Consider the following 15,691-nt stretch of genomic DNA (forward strand, 5'->3'; position numbering starts at 1 on the left):
GATCAAGGTCATTCAGAAAGAATTGGGCGAAGCGGAAGAAAAACAGGCGGAAAAAGAGCGGATGACGGCAATGCTGGAAGCGATTCAAGGCATCTCTGCCGACAATAAAGAGAAGCTGAGCAAAGAGATTAATCGCCTGGAGAAGATGCCGGCGAGTACACCGGAAGCGGCCGTGCTGCGTCAGTATCTGGATACGGTCTTTCAGCTGCCCTGGGATACCATGACGGAAGATGTGCTGGATATCAAAGCGGCCGAGACGATTCTGAATCAGGATCATTACGCTTTGGAAAAACCCAAAGAGCGGATTCTGGAATATTTAGCGGTCCGTCAGCTGAGCCACAGCCTGAAAGGGCCGATCCTTTGTCTGGTCGGACCGCCGGGAACCGGTAAAACATCACTGGCAAAGTCCGTTGCCAGAGCGCTGAACCGCAAGTTCGTCCGCCTTTCTTTGGGCGGGGTGCGGGATGAGGCCGAAATCCGCGGACACCGCCGCACGTACGTTGCTTCCATGCCGGGACGCATCATTCAGGGCATCCGTCAGGTGGGGGTCCGTAATCCGGTTTTTCTGTTGGATGAGGTTGATAAAACAAGCAGCGATTTTCGGGGGGATCCGGCGTCCGCTTTGCTGGAGGTGCTGGATGGGGAACAGAACAATACCTTTTCCGATCACTATTTGGAAATCCCCTTTGATTTGTCGCAGGTGCTCTTTATTACAACCGCCAATAATGCCAGAGAAATTCCGCGTCCGCTGCTGGACCGCATGGAATTGATCGAACTGTCCGGCTATACGGAGGAAGAGAAATTCGAAATTGCCAAACGCCATTTGATCCCTAAGCAACTGCAGGAGAACGGCTTGCGGGAAGATCAGTTGCAGTTTGCCGATAAAACGCTGGCGCGGATCATCTCCGCTTATACCAGAGAAGCCGGTGTGCGGCAACTGGAACGGCAGATCGGTAAAATCTGCCGCAAACGGGCCCGTCAGATTCTGAGCGGCGAGGACGGCAAGCTGAATCTGACCGCCAATAAATTGGAGAAATTTCTGGGACCGGCAATCTACAGTCATACCGTCGCCGAGAAACAGGATCAGATCGGCGTTGCCACCGGCATGGTTTGGACGGAGCTGGGCGGTGAAATCCTGCCGATTGAAGTCAGTATTTTGGCAGGCAAGGGTGATTTGATTCTGACCGGCAAGCTGGGCGAAGTCATGCGGGAATCCGCGCGGATTGCCTTGAGTTACGTGCGTTCCAAAGGCGAAGCTTATGGGCTGCCGCCGGAATTTTATCAAGAAAAAGAGATTCATATTCATGCACCGGAAGGATCCGTCCCCAAGGAAGGACCTTCGGCCGGTGTCACGCTGGTTACGGCTCTGGTTTCTGCTTTTACCAAAATTCCCGTGCGGCGCGATGTTGCTATGACCGGTGAAATCACGCTGCGCGGTAACATTCTGCCGATCGGCGGTTTAAAAGAAAAGCTGCTGGCCGCTTATCGAGCCGGCATCTACGAAGCGGTCATTCCTGAGGAAAACCGCAAGGACATGGAAGAATTACCGGAATCGATTCAACGGAAAATGACAATTCATTATGCGGAAAACTATGAACAGGCGCTTGGCTATTTGCTTCCCGAATTGGAAAGAAGAATCAAACAGATGAAACGGGAAAAGAAAGAGGAATAAATGAAAATCAGGCAAATTGAACTCGTCATGTCTGCCGGTTTTGTTTCTCAATGTCCGCCGGATGCGCTGCCGGATATTGCTTTTGCCGGCCGCTCCAATGTGGGGAAATCCTCCCTGCTCAATGCGATGTTTTCGCGCCGCAACCTGGCGCGGACTTCCTCAACACCGGGCAAGACGCAGACCCTGAATTTCTATCGCATCAACGATTGTTTCCATATGGTGGATTTGCCCGGCTATGGGTATGCAGCTTTGGGCAAAGGCAAGCAGCAGACGATCAGCCAGTTGCTGCAGGATTATTTATTGAAGAGACAGCAACTGCAGCTGGTGGTGCAGTTGGTGGACAGCCGGCATGAACCGTCCGAACTGGACCGGGAAATGACGGCTTTCCTGCAGCGCTGCTCGCTGCCGTTTATTGTGGTTGGCACCAAGCGTGATAAGCTGACACGCAGCCAATGGCAAACTCAGGCTGCCATGCTGAAACGGTCCTTGTTGCTGCCGGAGCCTCCGCTGTTGTTTACCACCGAAGAAGAACAGAGCCGGGAGGCGCTCTGGGCTGTCTTGGAAAAACTGGTGCCGCAGATTGCGCAGCAGGAAGAGACGGTCTAGGGTGTTCCGCCGCGGTTTTTGGATCTAAAAAAGAGAACGGACTGTCTGCGGCGGATAATCAGAACAAGGCGGGACGGCCCGTTTTCCCTTACGAGCGCTGCGAATATTCGACTGAATTCAAGACACCGGAGCAGGAAGAGGAAGGGAGCCGATTGCATGGACATCACAGTACAGGCGAATGCCTTGAAACTCATAGGCCAGCTTTTAGACCGCCGGAGCAGCACACAGCCAATCATTCCTTATCTGCCTCAGAAAGCGGTCTTTCCCAATCATGCGCAGCGGCAGCCTTTTCCCTCGGCAACGCCCGAGTCGCAGGGTATTCCTTCCGCTTATCTGGCCCGTTTCATCGAAGAACTGCAGGCGGATACCAGTCTGGATCTGCATACGCTGATGATTCTGAAAAATGGTTTTGTCATTGCCGAAACAAGCTTTGGCGCCTATGATCTGCACACCTGGACACAAGTTCATTCTTTTTCTAAATCGATCACCGGTTTGGCGATCGGCATGCTGATTGACGACGGGCTGCTGCAGCCGGACGATCATCTCGTCGATCTCTTTGCCAAACACAACAATATCCTTTCCCGGCTGACGCAAAAGAATATCACGCTGGCTCACTTACTGACCATGAGCAGCGGGGTGGTTTTTAACGAAATCGGCGCCTTGACCGAGACGGATTGGCTGAAAGCGTTTCTGGAATCGGGGGTGCGTTTTGAAGCGGGCAGCGCGTTTGCTTATAACAGCATGAACTCCTATCTGCTGTCGGCGCTCGTCAGGGAGATCAGCGGACAGGGCTTAATGGAATTTTTGCAGCCGCGCTTGTTCCAGCCTTTGGCGATTGAGAATGTGTATTGGGAAGTTTGCCCCAAGGGCATCGAAAAAGGCGGCTGGGGTTTGTATCTGGCGCCTGAAGACATGGCCAAAATCGGTCAGCTCTATCTGCAGCAAGGCAACTGGCAAGGCCAACAGCTTGTTTCAAAGCAATGGATTCAAGAGGCAATTTCCACAAAAATTAACGTGCCTGCCACGATCGGAGAGTATAACTATGGCTATCAGACCTGGGTGAGCCGACAGGAACATGCTTTCTTGCTGAACGGCATGTTCGGGCAAAATGTCATCGGCTTCCCGGAAAGTCAAATTTTGATCGTGACAACCGGCGGTGTCGGTGAGTTGTTCCAATCAAGCGGTTTCTTTCGGCTGTTGCACCGCTATTTTAAGCCGGCCTATCATCCGGGCCATTTTCTGCCGGAGAATACGGAAGCTTACTTGCGTTTGCAGCGGCTGCGGCATTTGCCGGGGCATGGCTGGAACAAGACGGAAACAGGGGCAGCCCTGCCCTTGTTCCATTCACGGGAACCCGGCTTGCCGCAGGCTTGCCTGACGCTCGACCGGCGTGTCTATGCTTTTACTTCGGCAGAGGCCGACAGCGTCGGCCTTTTTCCGTTGATCGCGCAGATTATGCAAAACAATTATACCAAAGGCATCCGTCGTTTGAAATTCCAGATCAGCGACCATCTGTTTTTGCTGATCGTGCAGGAAGAGGATGAAAGCTATACGCTGCCGATTGGTTTCCAAACGGATCGCTTTACTGCGCTGTCGTTGCACGGAGAGTCTTATCTGATCGGCTGCCGGGGGCAATTCGCTCTGGATGAGGATGAACATTTGGTGCTGAAGCTGCGTTGTTCGTTTCTGGAACTCTCCGTGGCCCGTCTCATCAAATTTTACTTCGACGGCAATCAGCTGCGGGTGAATTTCAGCGAATCACCCGGCAAAGAGGTTATTTTCGAAGCTCTTTCTTCGCTGGTGGAGGAGGCTTCCAAAAAGAAATTACTGGAGGCTGTCATTGCGCGCGTCGATGCGGACTACCTGGTTTACCGCATCGAGCGTTCTTTTAACCCAGTCCTGACAGCGAAGGTTGTGGAGGAGAGTACTTAACTAAGCGAACTGAACAGCAGGAAGGGGATGCAGCCAACCGCCACACCCCCTTCCTGCTTTTATACGACGACGATATTGACCAGTCTGTTTTTGACAACGATGATTTTGATGATTTTTTTGCCGGTTAAATACGATTCCAGCCCCGGCGAAGCCAAAGCCATGGTCTTAATATTTTCTTCCGATTCTTCCCGATCCACTTCGATTTTGTCGCGGACCTTGCCGTTAATTTGCAGCGCCAGTTCGACGTTGTCCGCTAACAGCATCGTTTCATCACAAATCGGCCAGGCTTGATTGTGGATCGAATAAGGTCTGCCGAGCTGCTGCCAAAGCTCTTCCGTTAAGTGTGGCGCCAGGGGAGCCAGCAAGCGCAGCAAATCCGCGGTTGCTTCTTCCAATAAGACCCGATCTTTGCTGATGTTTTCCGTATCATATTGGTTCAGCGCATTGAGAAATTCCATGATCTTGGCAATGGAGGTATTGAACTGCGAGACTTCCATGTCTTTCGTGCAGTATTGGATCGCCTGGTGACGATAGAACTGCAGTCGTTTGCCGGCTTTGGCATTGGCGATTCCGCCGGATCCGCTCCGGCGTATTTCCAGCAGACGGTCGATCCAACGCTCCACCCGGTCAATAAAGCGCGACATTGCCTTGATACCGCTGTCATCCCAGGGGCCGCCTTCGGTATAATTATAGGTAAAGCCAAGGAAGAGGCGCAGAATATCCGAACCGTAGTTTTCCAGATAACTGTCGGGGGAGATTACGTTGCCGTGGGATTTCGACATCCGGTTGCCGTCGGGTCCCAGGATAATTCCTTGATGGATGAGGGAACGGAATGGTTCATCGAAGTTGAGATAACCACAGTCACGCAGCGCTTTGACAAAGAAACGGGCATAAATCAGGTGCATGCAGGCATGTTCCGGTCCGCCAACATATTTATCGACCGGCAGCATACGATTGATCCAGTCGACATCCCAGGCCTGCTCGCTGTTTTTGTTGTCGGGATAGCGCAGGAAATACCAGGAAGAGTCGACAAAAGTGTCCATAGTATCGGGATCGCGTTCCGCCGGTCCGCCGCAGATGGGACAGACGGTATGCATAAAAGATTCGTTCTTGGCCAAAGGGGATTTCCCGTCCGGTTTGAATTCCACATCATACGGCAGTTTGACCGGCAGGTCTTTGAGCGGCACCGGCACTTCGCCGCATTTGGGACAATAGATGACGGGGATCGGCGCGCCCCAGTAGCGCTGACGGGAAATCAGCCAATCCCGCAGGCGATAGGTTACCGCAGCCTCCCCTTTCTGCGCCGCCGCCAGATCGCTGACAATTGTTTTTAAGGCTTGCTCGGAAGTCAGTCCGTCATACGGACCGGAATTGACCAGGACGCCATATTCCGTGAAGGGAAGCGACGCCGGAGCTGCACTCCCGGCGGCTTGAATGACAGGCGGAATGGGCAGCCTGTATTTGACGGCAAATTCATAATCGCGCGTATCGTGGGCGGGAACGGCCATGACGCAACCGGTCCCATAAGTGGCGAGCACATAATCGGCGATCCAGATGGGAATCTGCGCACCGGTCAGCGGGTGGATGGCATAAGCGCCGGTAAAAGTGCCTGTTTTTTCTTTGACGGTGGAGAGACGTTCGATTTCGGTTTGCTTTTTGGTTTCTTCCTGGTAGGCAGCAACCGCTGCCAGTCGGTCTGGACTGGTGATTTGAGCGACCAGCGGCTGCTCCGGCGCCAAGACAATATAGGAGGCGCCGAAAAGCGTATCCGCGCGGGTAGTGAAGACACGGATCTTCAGATCCGGCTGCGCAGCCACGGCAAAATCGATGTGGCTGCCTTCGGAACGCCCGATCCAATTACGCTGTTTGATTTTGGTGCTCTCCGGCCAGTTCAGCGCATCCAGGCCATTCAATAGTTCCTCGGCGTAAGCGGTGATCTTGAAGAACCATTGAGTCAGGTTTTTTTTGGTCACGGGTGTTTCGCAGCGTTCACATTTGCCATCTACGACCTGTTCATTGGCCAGCACGGTCTGACAGCCGGGGCACCAATTAACCGGCGCCATTTTACGATAAGCCAACCCTTTCTCATAGAATTTCAGAAAGATCCACTGGGTCCATTTGTAATAGTCCGGATCGCAGGTCATCAGTTCATAATCCCAATCAAACGTGGCGCCCATTTCTTTCAGCTGTTTTTCCATGGAAGCAATGTTGGCCAGAGTAGAATCCATGGGATGGATGCCGGACTTGATCGCAAAATTCTCCGCCGGCAATCCGAACGCGTCAAAACCCATGGGATGGAACACTTCATAACCCTGCATTCTCTTCATGCGGGACCAGCTGTCGGTCATGCCATAATTATACCAATGACCGACGTGCAATTTGTAGCCGGAAGGATAAGAGAACATTTCCAAACAATAGAGTTTTTTATCTACTTTCTCCGGGTGAAATTTGTAGAGCTGGGTTTCCTGCCAACGCTTCTGCCATTTCAGGTCAGTCTGACGATTGTAACGACTCATTTGCTTCACTCCTTTTCTACTGAATTTTCCTTTCCCGCGGCTGATGCAAAAACAAAAAACAAAACTTGTTTTGTCCTTTGTCTCGCGGCAGGCCGGGCCCTGCTTTTCTTGCTACCGAAAATAAAAAAACTCCGTTGTCTCAAAATAAGAGACGACGGAGCCGCGGTACCACTCTTGTTGAAATCATGCTTTGGGCATAATTTCCACTTACAGCAGATAACGTATGCTGACGGACGGAGCCAATCCGTCTGCCTTCCAAAGCGAGTTCCCTGCTTTTTGTTGCTGTCTCGCAGCGCCCGACAGCTCTCTGAAAACAAAACCGGCAGCTACTGCTCTCTGATCATCGGCATGTTGATATTAAGTGAATTATAGAACGAAATCCGGCTTGTGTCAAATACTTTTCGCTAAGAATCACTGTTTTTTCCAGGTTTCCTGTAAAAATGCTTTACGTTCCTCTACCGCTTTGTCAGCATGATATTTTTCGGTTTCACGGCGCGCATAATCCTGATGGTAATCTTCCGCCGGATAAAAAGTTTCAGCCGGTAAAATACGGGTCACGATCGGTTTCTGAAACTTACCGGAAGCAGCCAAGTCCGCTTTGGATTGTTCCGCCGCCAAACGCTGGCTTTCATCATGATAGAAAATAGCGGTGCGATACGAGCTGCCCCGGTCGCTGAATTGACCGCCCTCATCGGTGGGATCAATTTGCTGCCAATAGATGGCTAACAATTCGGGGTAAGAAATGACCCGCTCGTCATAGGTCAGGCGGATCGCTTCCAGATGCCCGCTCTTTTGCGCCCGAACTTCCTGATAGGTTGGATTGGCTAAAAACCCGCCGGTATAACCGGAAATTACCTGTAAAACGCCTTCGTAACAGTCAAAAGGCAAAACCATACACCAGAAACAACCGCCGGCAAAGGTTGCTGTTTTTATCTGTTCGTTCATTGTTCACTCCCCTTTTGAGCCTGATCGGCATCAAGGTAAATTCAGTTGCTCCGAATTGGAAGCGTTTCTCTTGGAAGAAGGCTGCAGAGCTGCCTTCATAACCAGGTGCTGCGCCAGGAGACTGCGCTTCCCGGCTACTGCGTATTGACTAAAAAACAGATGCCGCCGGCACCGCAGTACCTGCACCGACCGGCATGCGGGCGGCAGCGGATCTTCGTTCTTCTCCACTAAAACACCGCTTTGCCAGATAGGCAAACGTAGGGTTAGTGATCGTCGTTATCCGGCAAAGATAAATATCGGTTTTCGCTGCTCCCGTAGCCCTAAAAAATTCGCTCCTGATAAAGGAACACCCGGCAGATTCTTTTCTATTCTCCTGCCGGATGTTTTATTTCAAAGTGCTCTGAATCCTACAGCAATTTCTGCAGTTCGAGTTCGTGTTTGATTAAAATGCCGTCCTGTCCAACCAGAGGTATTTCCGGTTTCAGCTTCCGTAAAGGCTCGATCGTATTCAGATATAAATTAGAGAACTCAAAACCGCGTTTTTGATAAAAGCGCAATGCTTCAACATTATCATTCGTGGTGATCAGCCAAATACGTTTGCAGCCGGCTTCTCTGGCGGCATCTTCCATACTGCGCAGCAGCGAAGAGCCCAAGCCTACTTTATTGAGCAGCGAATTGATGGTAACCAATTCGCACTCTTCCCCGCGAATATCGTAGGTAATCAGGCCGACGATGAAACCATCCTGGTAGACAATAAATCCGGGCAGTGTGTCAGTTTGCAGTACTCCTTTGGAATGCACATTTTTACTGGCACCCCAATGTTCCTGAAGAAATTCAGACATCTTCGGACGGTCTGTATCGGAAATGCGACGAATTACATATTGGCTCAACACTATCCACTCCTTTACAATCTGAGATCGCTCTTTGGTAAGGCAGCAAGCCCTGGATTCCCATAACCATTGTTCCAATTATTCGCCTTAGCCGAAGCAAAAACCTTTGACATAATTCGTAAATTAACGTGTCGTTTTTCAGACGGAGCAAGACGATCGGTTTTAGTGCACTCTTGGCGCAGCTCTGCCTTTTTGGGGCCGTAAGGCTGTCCAAAACAACAGAAAGAAGCTGGATTATATTCTTGCACAGCAAGCGGCTTTGAAGGTATAATGGAACACATTGGCACGGTAGCTCAGTTGGTAGAGCAGCGGACTGAAAATCCGCGTGTCGCCAGTCCGATTCTGGCCTGTGCCACCAGTTTATGGCGGAGTAGCTCAGCTGGCAGAGCAAGCGGTTCATACCCGCTGTGTCGTTGGTTCGATTCCGACTTCCGCCACCAGAACAAGGTCCCGATTTTGAATCAATCAAAATCGGGACCTTGTCGTCAGGAAAAGATTCGCACGCTGACCCGCAGCCGGCCTTTCCGGGTTTCCTGCTCGATTCCATCGTAGAGAAAGCGGCCAAAGCTCCGTACCGAAACGATGCTGCCTGCCGCCGGTGTCGCACTGGTATTTTCGCAGACACGGCTGTTGACAGAGACCATCCCTTTGGCAAAAAGTTGCTGACTCTCGCTGCGGGAGAGGTGGTAGACCGCAGCAACCATGGCATCCAGACGTTCGGAGGCGATGACAATTTGACTGGGATCGGGGATTTGATTGATAAAATCAGGCGCCGCAGTCAGTGAACAGCGAACCGTAGTGTGTTTTACTTGTTTTAATTCTGCGATGATGTAATCTGCAATCGAGGCAAGGCAGAAGAGATAGCCACAGTTTTCATGAATGATGATATCTCCTAAGACTTCTCGTTTTAAACCCAGGGCCAGAACAGAGCCGAGGAAATCCCGGTGACTGAGTTGATCCGCAAATTTCTGTGAACAAGGGGCAATGCAGATACAGGCAACCGGTGCAATCGAAGGCGCGTCTTCCGGTGCAAACATGCCAAAACAGGCAACTTTTCGTTCGGCGGCAGCATAACCACCCATTAAGGTAAAGGCAGCCGAATTTTGATCAAACGCGGTCCGAAGCAGCACTTCTTGCTCGGCGCGGTTTAAAAAATCGGTATAGAGGCCGGTGTCACGCCGAAAGGCGCGGTGAGCCAGCTCCGTAAATCTTTTCATCAAGAGAGTATCGTCTTCTGTCATATCTGCGGCTCCTTCCTGGATTCATTTGCTGCTTTTATCGAGCAGGCCATCAGTGAAAAGCGATATGCAGAATCATCATGATGGCAAAGCCCATCAGGGCACCCGGCGGGCCAGGGTTGCTGTGCGCCTTGTGTGCTTCCGGGACAAGTTCATCAATGACAACATAGAGCATGGAACCGGCAGCAAAAGCGAGCAGGTAGGTCATGATACCGCCATGCAGACGGATAAAACAGCGCCGATGAGGGCGGAGATCAGCTCGACCAGGCCGGCTGCGGCTGCGAAGCTGAACGCTCTGCGCTTGGAGAAACCTTAGCTTTGCAAAGGCAGCGAGACCGTTGCTCCTTCGGTTATGTTTTGCAGCGCAGATCGGGTATCCATTGAGCAGGTTGAACGAGCGAGACCCTCTGCCTGGACTATTATTCTCTTTGAGCCGGATTTTTCCTTTGCCGATAAAGCGGCAATCCGGTTATTTAACAAAATTGGCAGCCTGCCAAAGCCAAGCGGGTTTGGATGGCATTTGTACACAAGCGTGCCGCCGGCCGCGAAAGAGGTTTTACTCCGCAGCGAGCCGAATTAAGAAAGGCTTGCTTTTGCGGGAAGCGGGCACTCGATTTCAGGCGGTGAATTGAAAAAAGGAAGAACCTCATCCTGCTCAAGGGTACGCTGGGCGCCGGCAAAACGACGACCGGCAGAGCGCTGCAGCAATTGCTGCCGGGTTGTGTTTTTTTGGATGGCGACCGGTGCTGGGATATGCGGCCTTTTGTGGTCGATGCAAAAACAAAAAAGATGGTTGAACAGAATATTGATTATCGGCTGAATATTTTCCTGCACGGCTCTGTCTGCCAGAATGTGTTTTTTTGTTGGGCCATGCACGAACAGGCAATTTTGGATTCTCTGCCGGCAGCATTGAATCCGGCTGATCAGCGGGTTTATCGAGTAAAGCCGTAAAACCCCTTGCTTTAGCTATAGGGAGTGTCAACAATTTTCTTTGGTTTGTTCGGAACAAGCCCTGAGCAAACGGCTGGAATTGGATGTCGCAGCCGGCCTGCGGGCGGCGGAAGGAACCGCCGGAAGTATTCCCCGGCTGCAGAATGATCAGCGCATGGCAACGCTGAAGATGGAGACAAGCGAGATCTCTGCTACTCAGGCAGCAGAAAAAATACTTTCCTAAAAAATACTTTCCTGCTTTCATGCCGGTTCGAGCGAAAAAGGTTCGGTCTGGCAGGTCATGCGGGTTGATTTCTTTTGAGAGGGAGTGATGCAATTGGCCGTTGAACTGAGTCTAGTTAATTCTGCCCTGTTACAAAAACAAGCAGTCAATGAAATTTTGGGATTGAACCAGGTCACCCGTCAGTATGGCTTGACTTTGAGCCAAAGCCAGGCGGTTGAATTGGTAGAAACCCGTGCCCTGGCGCTGCGGCAAACCGGACGGATTGAAATCGGCGGCGGTGTCATCGATAAAATGATCAGCGCCTTTGCCGATTCTCCCTTCCTGACCAGCTATAATTATGCGGAAACGCTCAATGATTTTATCGAGTTGTTTTATTATTTTAAAAACGAAACACTGGAACAGGTCAGTGACGATGATTTAATCCGTTACATGAGCAAAGCATTTAACGGTGTCTGCCAGGGTTCACTTGAATTATTGGCCGGACGGGAATTGGTCAGAATGGCACACAATATCCGGTTCGGTCTGGCTGTGGATTACGAGGAAAAAGAGCAGGCGGAAGAGGAGGAACAGAATGGAGTACGCTGAACGGCAGGATGACAGGATACCGGCAAATCCAAAGACCGCATTCTATCTGCAAAATCTGTTAAACGAAGCCAGTCGCAGGCAAATTCTCAGCGATGCGGAAATAGAAAAAGTGCAAATGGCTTTGCTCAATCTGCTCGCCGCTAAAATCACGAGCTACACGAGGGACCGCAGCAGTTCGGTTCGCCTGGAGACCGCCGAAACTCTGATGCAGTCGAACCTTTATACGATCGGGTTGTATCTGAAATCGTTGCCCGGTCCGATGCAAGCGATGCAGGCGCTGCGGCAAACTGAGGTAACAGAACTCTATCGTCTGGGCAGGAAGCGCCTGAATGCAAAAATCAGCGTGACGAATCATTTCTATCAGATGCTCAAACAAAACAAAATAGAAACAAAACTGGCGATCTATCAGGCTGCTGTGCTGGAGGAAATCCCACAAGCTCTCAGACTCTATCAGCCGGATTACATGGCCCATGAAATTCCTGCCGCCCCGGATTACCCCTTGGCGCACTCGCCTCTCCATTTGGCAGGAATTGAGTATTTGCAGGATTATGTGCAGTCGCTTTATTATGAAAATGCGTTTTGCGCTTGCTTTTCTGCTGCCGATCTGCAGGCTTTGTGTTTGGCGAATGATCCAACCTATGAAGATACTGTATTTAATCTCTTTCAACTCGTTTATCTCACCGCGATTGGCTGTGAACTGTCTCATCTGAATTTCAGGCAGCTGAGAATAAAGAAAGTTGAGCTGGAAAGCTTAGCCGCTTTCTTGCTGCAGCAAACTGAGGAGCAAATCATCTTGCTCGGCAACGATGCCAGTCAGCAAGTGATCCGACAGTTGAATCTGGGGGACCGCGCACTGATCCAATATCTGGAGGATCAACTGCCGGCTCTGCTCAAAGAGATTCGCTTGGCTGCGAAAGGCGGCGCTCTTGAACAGCTCTTCCGCACAGCCGAAGAGCCTACGAAAACAGAGCGGCAGGTCTTCTCTTTTGGTGATAAAATGGAGGATGCCGCATACAGGGCTGTGTTGGAAGAACTGCATTCCTGCCGCTATTTATCGGATAAATTGGCCATCATTCGGGAAAAATTCCGATCCTTAAGCGATCTGGATGATTTCATACTGGATGGTAATCTGACGGAGCGTGAAACGCTTGCGGTGTTACAGACGCTGGAACCAATAGAAATTGCCGCTCTGGTCAAGCGGCACTGTGGCTCGGCCGATCCGGAGGCGGAAACGGTCAGTGAAGCTGAGGATCCGTTCAGAACAGTTTTGCGTCAATTTATCGCGCAGCAATCTGCGGCAGATCGTCAACAGCTGACAAAAATGGTGAATTCCTTACAAATCGAGTCTTGAATTTCCCACGAACGGTTTTTTTACATTTCATTACACGGGCAGGGTTCACGGGAAGTTATTCTTGTTTAAATCAGGGAATCAGGGTATAATAACGTAACATCAGGTTCGGCAGCGATCGCAAAATCGTGCTGCCGGCGATGGATGAAGTGCTGTCTTTGGCATGTTTCGAGCTAGGATTCACGAAAGGCTGTGAATTGATTGTATAATACCTACGATGAAATGTTGAAATTGCTGATTCAGTATGACAAAAAACTGATTACCAAAGAAGAATTCGAACAGAAGAAAATCGATTTACTGTTGGAAGAAAAGCAGCTGATTCGCAATGAAGATCTGGCAGCACTGCCGGTTTTCCATCCAAACAGCCAAAAAGAAGAAAAAAAGGCGCAGGCCGCCTTAAAAGTAAAACGTTTGGCCGTTTTGCTGATCTCGATGGTGGTTCTGGGCTGTATTACCGGTTTGCTGTTTATGAATTGGCAAGAGCATCAAAGCAATCCGCCGCTGACGGAAGAACCGCAGGTGAATCCAAACGGTTTGCCGGGCTTCTCTCTGGCGTGGACCGATTATTTACACCTGACTCCGGCCGAATTAACAGGCAAACTGGGCGAGCCGCAGGAAATTTTGGCTGAAGTCAGTAAGCAGGGAGCGGAATCCTATCCGTTGCAAATTTATGTCTATCCGGCAACGGCTGCCCGTCAGGCGAAATTGAAATTCTTTTTTTGGCAGGATCAGTTGGTCCGGCTGCAGGCGATTGCTCCGGAACAATGGGCTTACACGACGGATCAGGCCATTGCGCAGGATTTCGGGATTGTACTTTCAGCAACGGCGCAGCTGATTTCGAAGGCGGATGGAGCTCATATCTACCATCGGGTCAGTGATACGGTCGAAGAAATGGCTATTTATAATATCACGGATGCCGGCGGTTACAACAGTGTCGCTCTGACTTTTCAACAGCGTATTTTTGGCGGTCTGGCTGTGACGAATCCGGACTTTTACTGGGCAGGCGCGCAAAACATGGTAAAAGCGGCATTAGCTAGACCGGAAACGGCTGTTTTCAGCACGGACCCACAGGATCACCGCATTTTGGAATATCAGGGTAAAATTTGGATCACCTCTACCGTAACTTATACGAATTCGGCAGGTGAGAAGATTACCAGTGAATTTGTTGCCCGCTTTCTGCCCGGGGATGCGGAAAATCCCAATTATCTGGCGATTGACGGCGATGTTTTATACGAATGGTCGTAAGGAGAGAAGACTATGGGAGCCAAAGTAATTGAATTTGCAATTGTGAAATTCAACGCCGCCCGTGTGATCGGTAAAAGCGTGGTGCAAAGTTTAGGGGCGGCGGAAGAGGATCTGACGATTCCGAATTTGTGGGATGCTTTGCTTTCCAGCGGTAAAATGGGGATCTTATTGGATCTGGACGGTTTGGTGAACGAATGGGACCGCGTTGGCTGGGGCGGGGATGTGGATCCGCAGGGCGGTATTTATACTTATCTGGCGGGAGTCCTGACCGTGGCGGCTACGCCGGTACCCAAAGGATTTGAATACAGGGATATTCCCGAAGGAATTATGGCTTATGCCCAATTGGAAGAAACCAGGAAAGACGGCATCAGCGTTACTTCCTGCGCTTCGGAATTGGTCGCCCGTGAAGCAGCACGCTATGGCTATGTTTATGACGGCTCCCGCGGCAGTTTTGAATTGGAATATTACGCCCGCGCGCGGTATGAAGGGCGCCTGAAGCAGGGGAAGCCGGTCATCCTGGATTATTTCTCCCCGTGTAAAAAAAAAGCTGAGCGTGCCTGACTATAGCCGTGATGCCATCTGTCAAACGACAGGATACCCGCTGCGGTATGAGCGGAGCAGGTATCCTTTCCGTATCGCCGCCGGGCAATCCGCAGGCGCAGACCGGCAGAAAAAGGAAAAGATTTTAGCGAAGAAGCGGGCAGGAAACACGGCATTTTTTTTTGGGGTGAACGGTTTCTTTCTCCGTCGTTCTATGATACAATTCAACCATTCGGTCCGCTGGAATCGAAGAGTTGATTGAATTAGTGAGGCTCAAAACATGATTGGTTTCGGTACAATGGTCAATGCGGCGGCAGTTATCGTCGGAGGAGTATTGGGTTTATTTTTGAAAGGAGGTCTCAGGCAGCGTTTCCAGGATATCCTGATGCAGGCTCTGGGATTGGCGACAGTTTTTATTGGTGTTTCCGGCGCCTTGAAAGGGATGCTGGTGCTTGAGAATGGGATCATTACTACAACCGGAACGATGATGATGGTCCTGTCGCTGGTTCTGGGTGCCCTGCTTGGAGAATGGATTGATCTTGACAGTGCGACGGAACGCTTTGCCGGCTGGTTAAAGCGCAGGACAAAAGCAGAAAATGATTCTTACTTTATTGATGGTTTTGTCGCCACCTCTTTGACGATCTGTGTGGGAGCCATGGCGATTGTTGGTTCCCTGGAGGATGGTTTGACCGGGAACGCCTCGATGCTTTATACGAAAGCGATTCTGGATGGCATTATCACCCTGATTTTTGCCTCTGCCTATGGCAAAGGTGCAATCTTTGCCGTGCTGCCGCTGGTTGCGCTGCAGGGCAGTATTACTGCCTTTGCGCAGCTGCTGCAGCCGATCTTAACGGAGCAAACGATTGCAAATTTTTCCTTTGTTGGTTCCATGCTGATCTTTTGTGTCGGCTGCAATTTGTTGTTTAAAACCAGGATCAAAGTAGCGAATTTATTGCCGGCTTTATTGATGGTTATAGTCTGCGGGTTTTTCCCATTGTAA

At 50.7% G+C, this 15,691-nt stretch carries 15 protein-coding genes, 2 tRNA genes and 1 other annotated feature; of the genes, 12 read left to right on the forward strand and 5 right to left on the reverse strand.

What is annotated here, in order from left to right; genetic code table 11:
* The 3 genes from lon to LLG09_00015 form a co-directional block, all read left to right on the forward strand.
* The coding region (gene lon / locus LLG09_00005; protein ID MCE5195523.1) for an endopeptidase La at window positions 1–1,672 on the forward strand (1,672 nt) is incomplete at its 5' end.
* A complete protein-coding gene (yihA, locus tag LLG09_00010; GenBank protein ID MCE5195524.1) occupies window positions 1,673–2,278 on the forward strand; it encodes a ribosome biogenesis GTP-binding protein YihA/YsxC in 606 nt (201 codons plus the stop codon).
* Window positions 2,279–2,434: 156 nt separating this feature from the next.
* Window positions 2,435–4,210 (forward strand): beta-lactamase family protein, encoded by a 1,776-nt coding sequence (locus LLG09_00015; protein MCE5195525.1) that lies wholly within the window; start codon window positions 2,435–2,437, stop codon window positions 4,208–4,210.
* Window positions 4,211–4,269: 59 nt separating this feature from the next.
* On the opposite strand, the gene leuS is transcribed toward LLG09_00015, so the two are convergent.
* From leuS to LLG09_00030, 3 genes are all read right to left on the reverse strand, one after another.
* On the reverse strand, window positions 4,270–6,726 hold the full coding sequence (leuS, locus tag LLG09_00020) for a leucine--tRNA ligase (GenBank protein MCE5195526.1): 2,457 nt from the start codon (window positions 6,724–6,726) through the stop codon (window positions 4,270–4,272).
* 144 nt (window positions 6,727–6,870) lie between these two features.
* Window positions 6,871–7,079, reverse strand: a binding site (T-box leader).
* A gap of 58 nt (window positions 7,080–7,137) precedes the next feature.
* The gene (gene msrA, locus LLG09_00025) at window positions 7,138–7,671 is read right to left on the reverse strand and encodes a peptide-methionine (S)-S-oxide reductase MsrA (protein MCE5195527.1); all 534 of its coding nucleotides are present in this window, start codon (window positions 7,669–7,671) and stop codon (window positions 7,138–7,140) included.
* A 407-nt stretch (window positions 7,672–8,078) separates the two neighbouring features.
* The gene (locus LLG09_00030) at window positions 8,079–8,561 is read right to left on the reverse strand and encodes a GNAT family N-acetyltransferase (GenBank protein ID MCE5195528.1); all 483 of its coding nucleotides are present in this window, start codon (window positions 8,559–8,561) and stop codon (window positions 8,079–8,081) included.
* Window positions 8,562–8,843: 282 nt separating this feature from the next.
* On the opposite strand from LLG09_00030, the gene LLG09_00035 reads away from it, so the two are divergent.
* Together LLG09_00035 and LLG09_00040 are read left to right on the forward strand one after the other, a co-directional pair.
* A tRNA-Phe gene (locus LLG09_00035) sits at window positions 8,844–8,919 on the forward strand.
* A gap of 6 nt (window positions 8,920–8,925) precedes the next feature.
* Window positions 8,926–9,001, forward strand: a tRNA-Met gene (locus LLG09_00040).
* Window positions 9,002–9,046: 45 nt separating this feature from the next.
* Here the strand turns inward: LLG09_00040 and LLG09_00045 are convergent.
* Both LLG09_00045 and LLG09_00050 read right to left on the reverse strand, forming a co-directional pair.
* On the reverse strand, window positions 9,047–9,802 hold the full coding sequence (locus tag LLG09_00045; protein MCE5195529.1) for a YlmH/Sll1252 family protein: 756 nt from the start codon (window positions 9,800–9,802) through the stop codon (window positions 9,047–9,049).
* A gap of 49 nt (window positions 9,803–9,851) precedes the next feature.
* A complete protein-coding gene (locus LLG09_00050; GenBank protein MCE5195530.1) occupies window positions 9,852–10,007 on the reverse strand; it encodes a hypothetical protein in 156 nt (51 codons plus the stop codon).
* 443 nt (window positions 10,008–10,450) lie between these two features.
* Between LLG09_00050 and LLG09_00055 the strand changes: the two genes are divergently transcribed.
* The 7 genes from LLG09_00055 to LLG09_00085 all read left to right on the forward strand — a co-directional run bounded on the left by LLG09_00055 (window position 10,451) and on the right by LLG09_00085 (window position 15,691).
* Window positions 10,451–10,750, forward strand: a complete 300-nt coding sequence (locus LLG09_00055; protein ID MCE5195531.1) for an AAA family ATPase — start codon at window positions 10,451–10,453, stop codon at window positions 10,748–10,750.
* A 40-nt stretch (window positions 10,751–10,790) separates the two neighbouring features.
* Window positions 10,791–10,973: a hypothetical protein gene (locus LLG09_00060; protein ID MCE5195532.1), complete on the forward strand. Its 183-nt coding sequence runs from the start codon at window positions 10,791–10,793 to the stop codon at window positions 10,971–10,973.
* A 93-nt stretch (window positions 10,974–11,066) separates the two neighbouring features.
* Window positions 11,067–11,558 carry a DUF6323 family protein gene (locus LLG09_00065; protein ID MCE5195533.1) on the forward strand — a complete coding sequence of 164 codons (492 nt, stop codon included), beginning with the start codon at window positions 11,067–11,069 and terminating at the stop codon, window positions 11,556–11,558.
* The gene (locus tag LLG09_00070; GenBank protein ID MCE5195534.1) at window positions 11,545–12,909 is read left to right on the forward strand and encodes a DUF6179 domain-containing protein; all 1,365 of its coding nucleotides are present in this window, start codon (window positions 11,545–11,547) and stop codon (window positions 12,907–12,909) included. Before LLG09_00065 ends, LLG09_00070 begins: the two co-directional genes overlap by 14 nt.
* 198 nt (window positions 12,910–13,107) lie before the next feature.
* The gene (locus LLG09_00075; protein MCE5195535.1) at window positions 13,108–14,151 is read left to right on the forward strand and encodes a hypothetical protein; all 1,044 of its coding nucleotides are present in this window, start codon (window positions 13,108–13,110) and stop codon (window positions 14,149–14,151) included.
* A 12-nt stretch (window positions 14,152–14,163) separates the two neighbouring features.
* Window positions 14,164–14,712, forward strand: a complete 549-nt coding sequence (locus tag LLG09_00080; GenBank protein MCE5195536.1) for a hypothetical protein — start codon at window positions 14,164–14,166, stop codon at window positions 14,710–14,712.
* A gap of 259 nt (window positions 14,713–14,971) precedes the next feature.
* Window positions 14,972–15,691: a DUF554 domain-containing protein gene (locus LLG09_00085; GenBank protein MCE5195537.1), complete on the forward strand. Its 720-nt coding sequence runs from the start codon at window positions 14,972–14,974 to the stop codon at window positions 15,689–15,691.

It is taken from the genome of Negativicutes bacterium, from assembly GCA_021372785.1.
GTDB lineage: Bacteria > Bacillota > JAAYKD01 > JAAYKD01 > JAAYKD01 > JAJFTT01.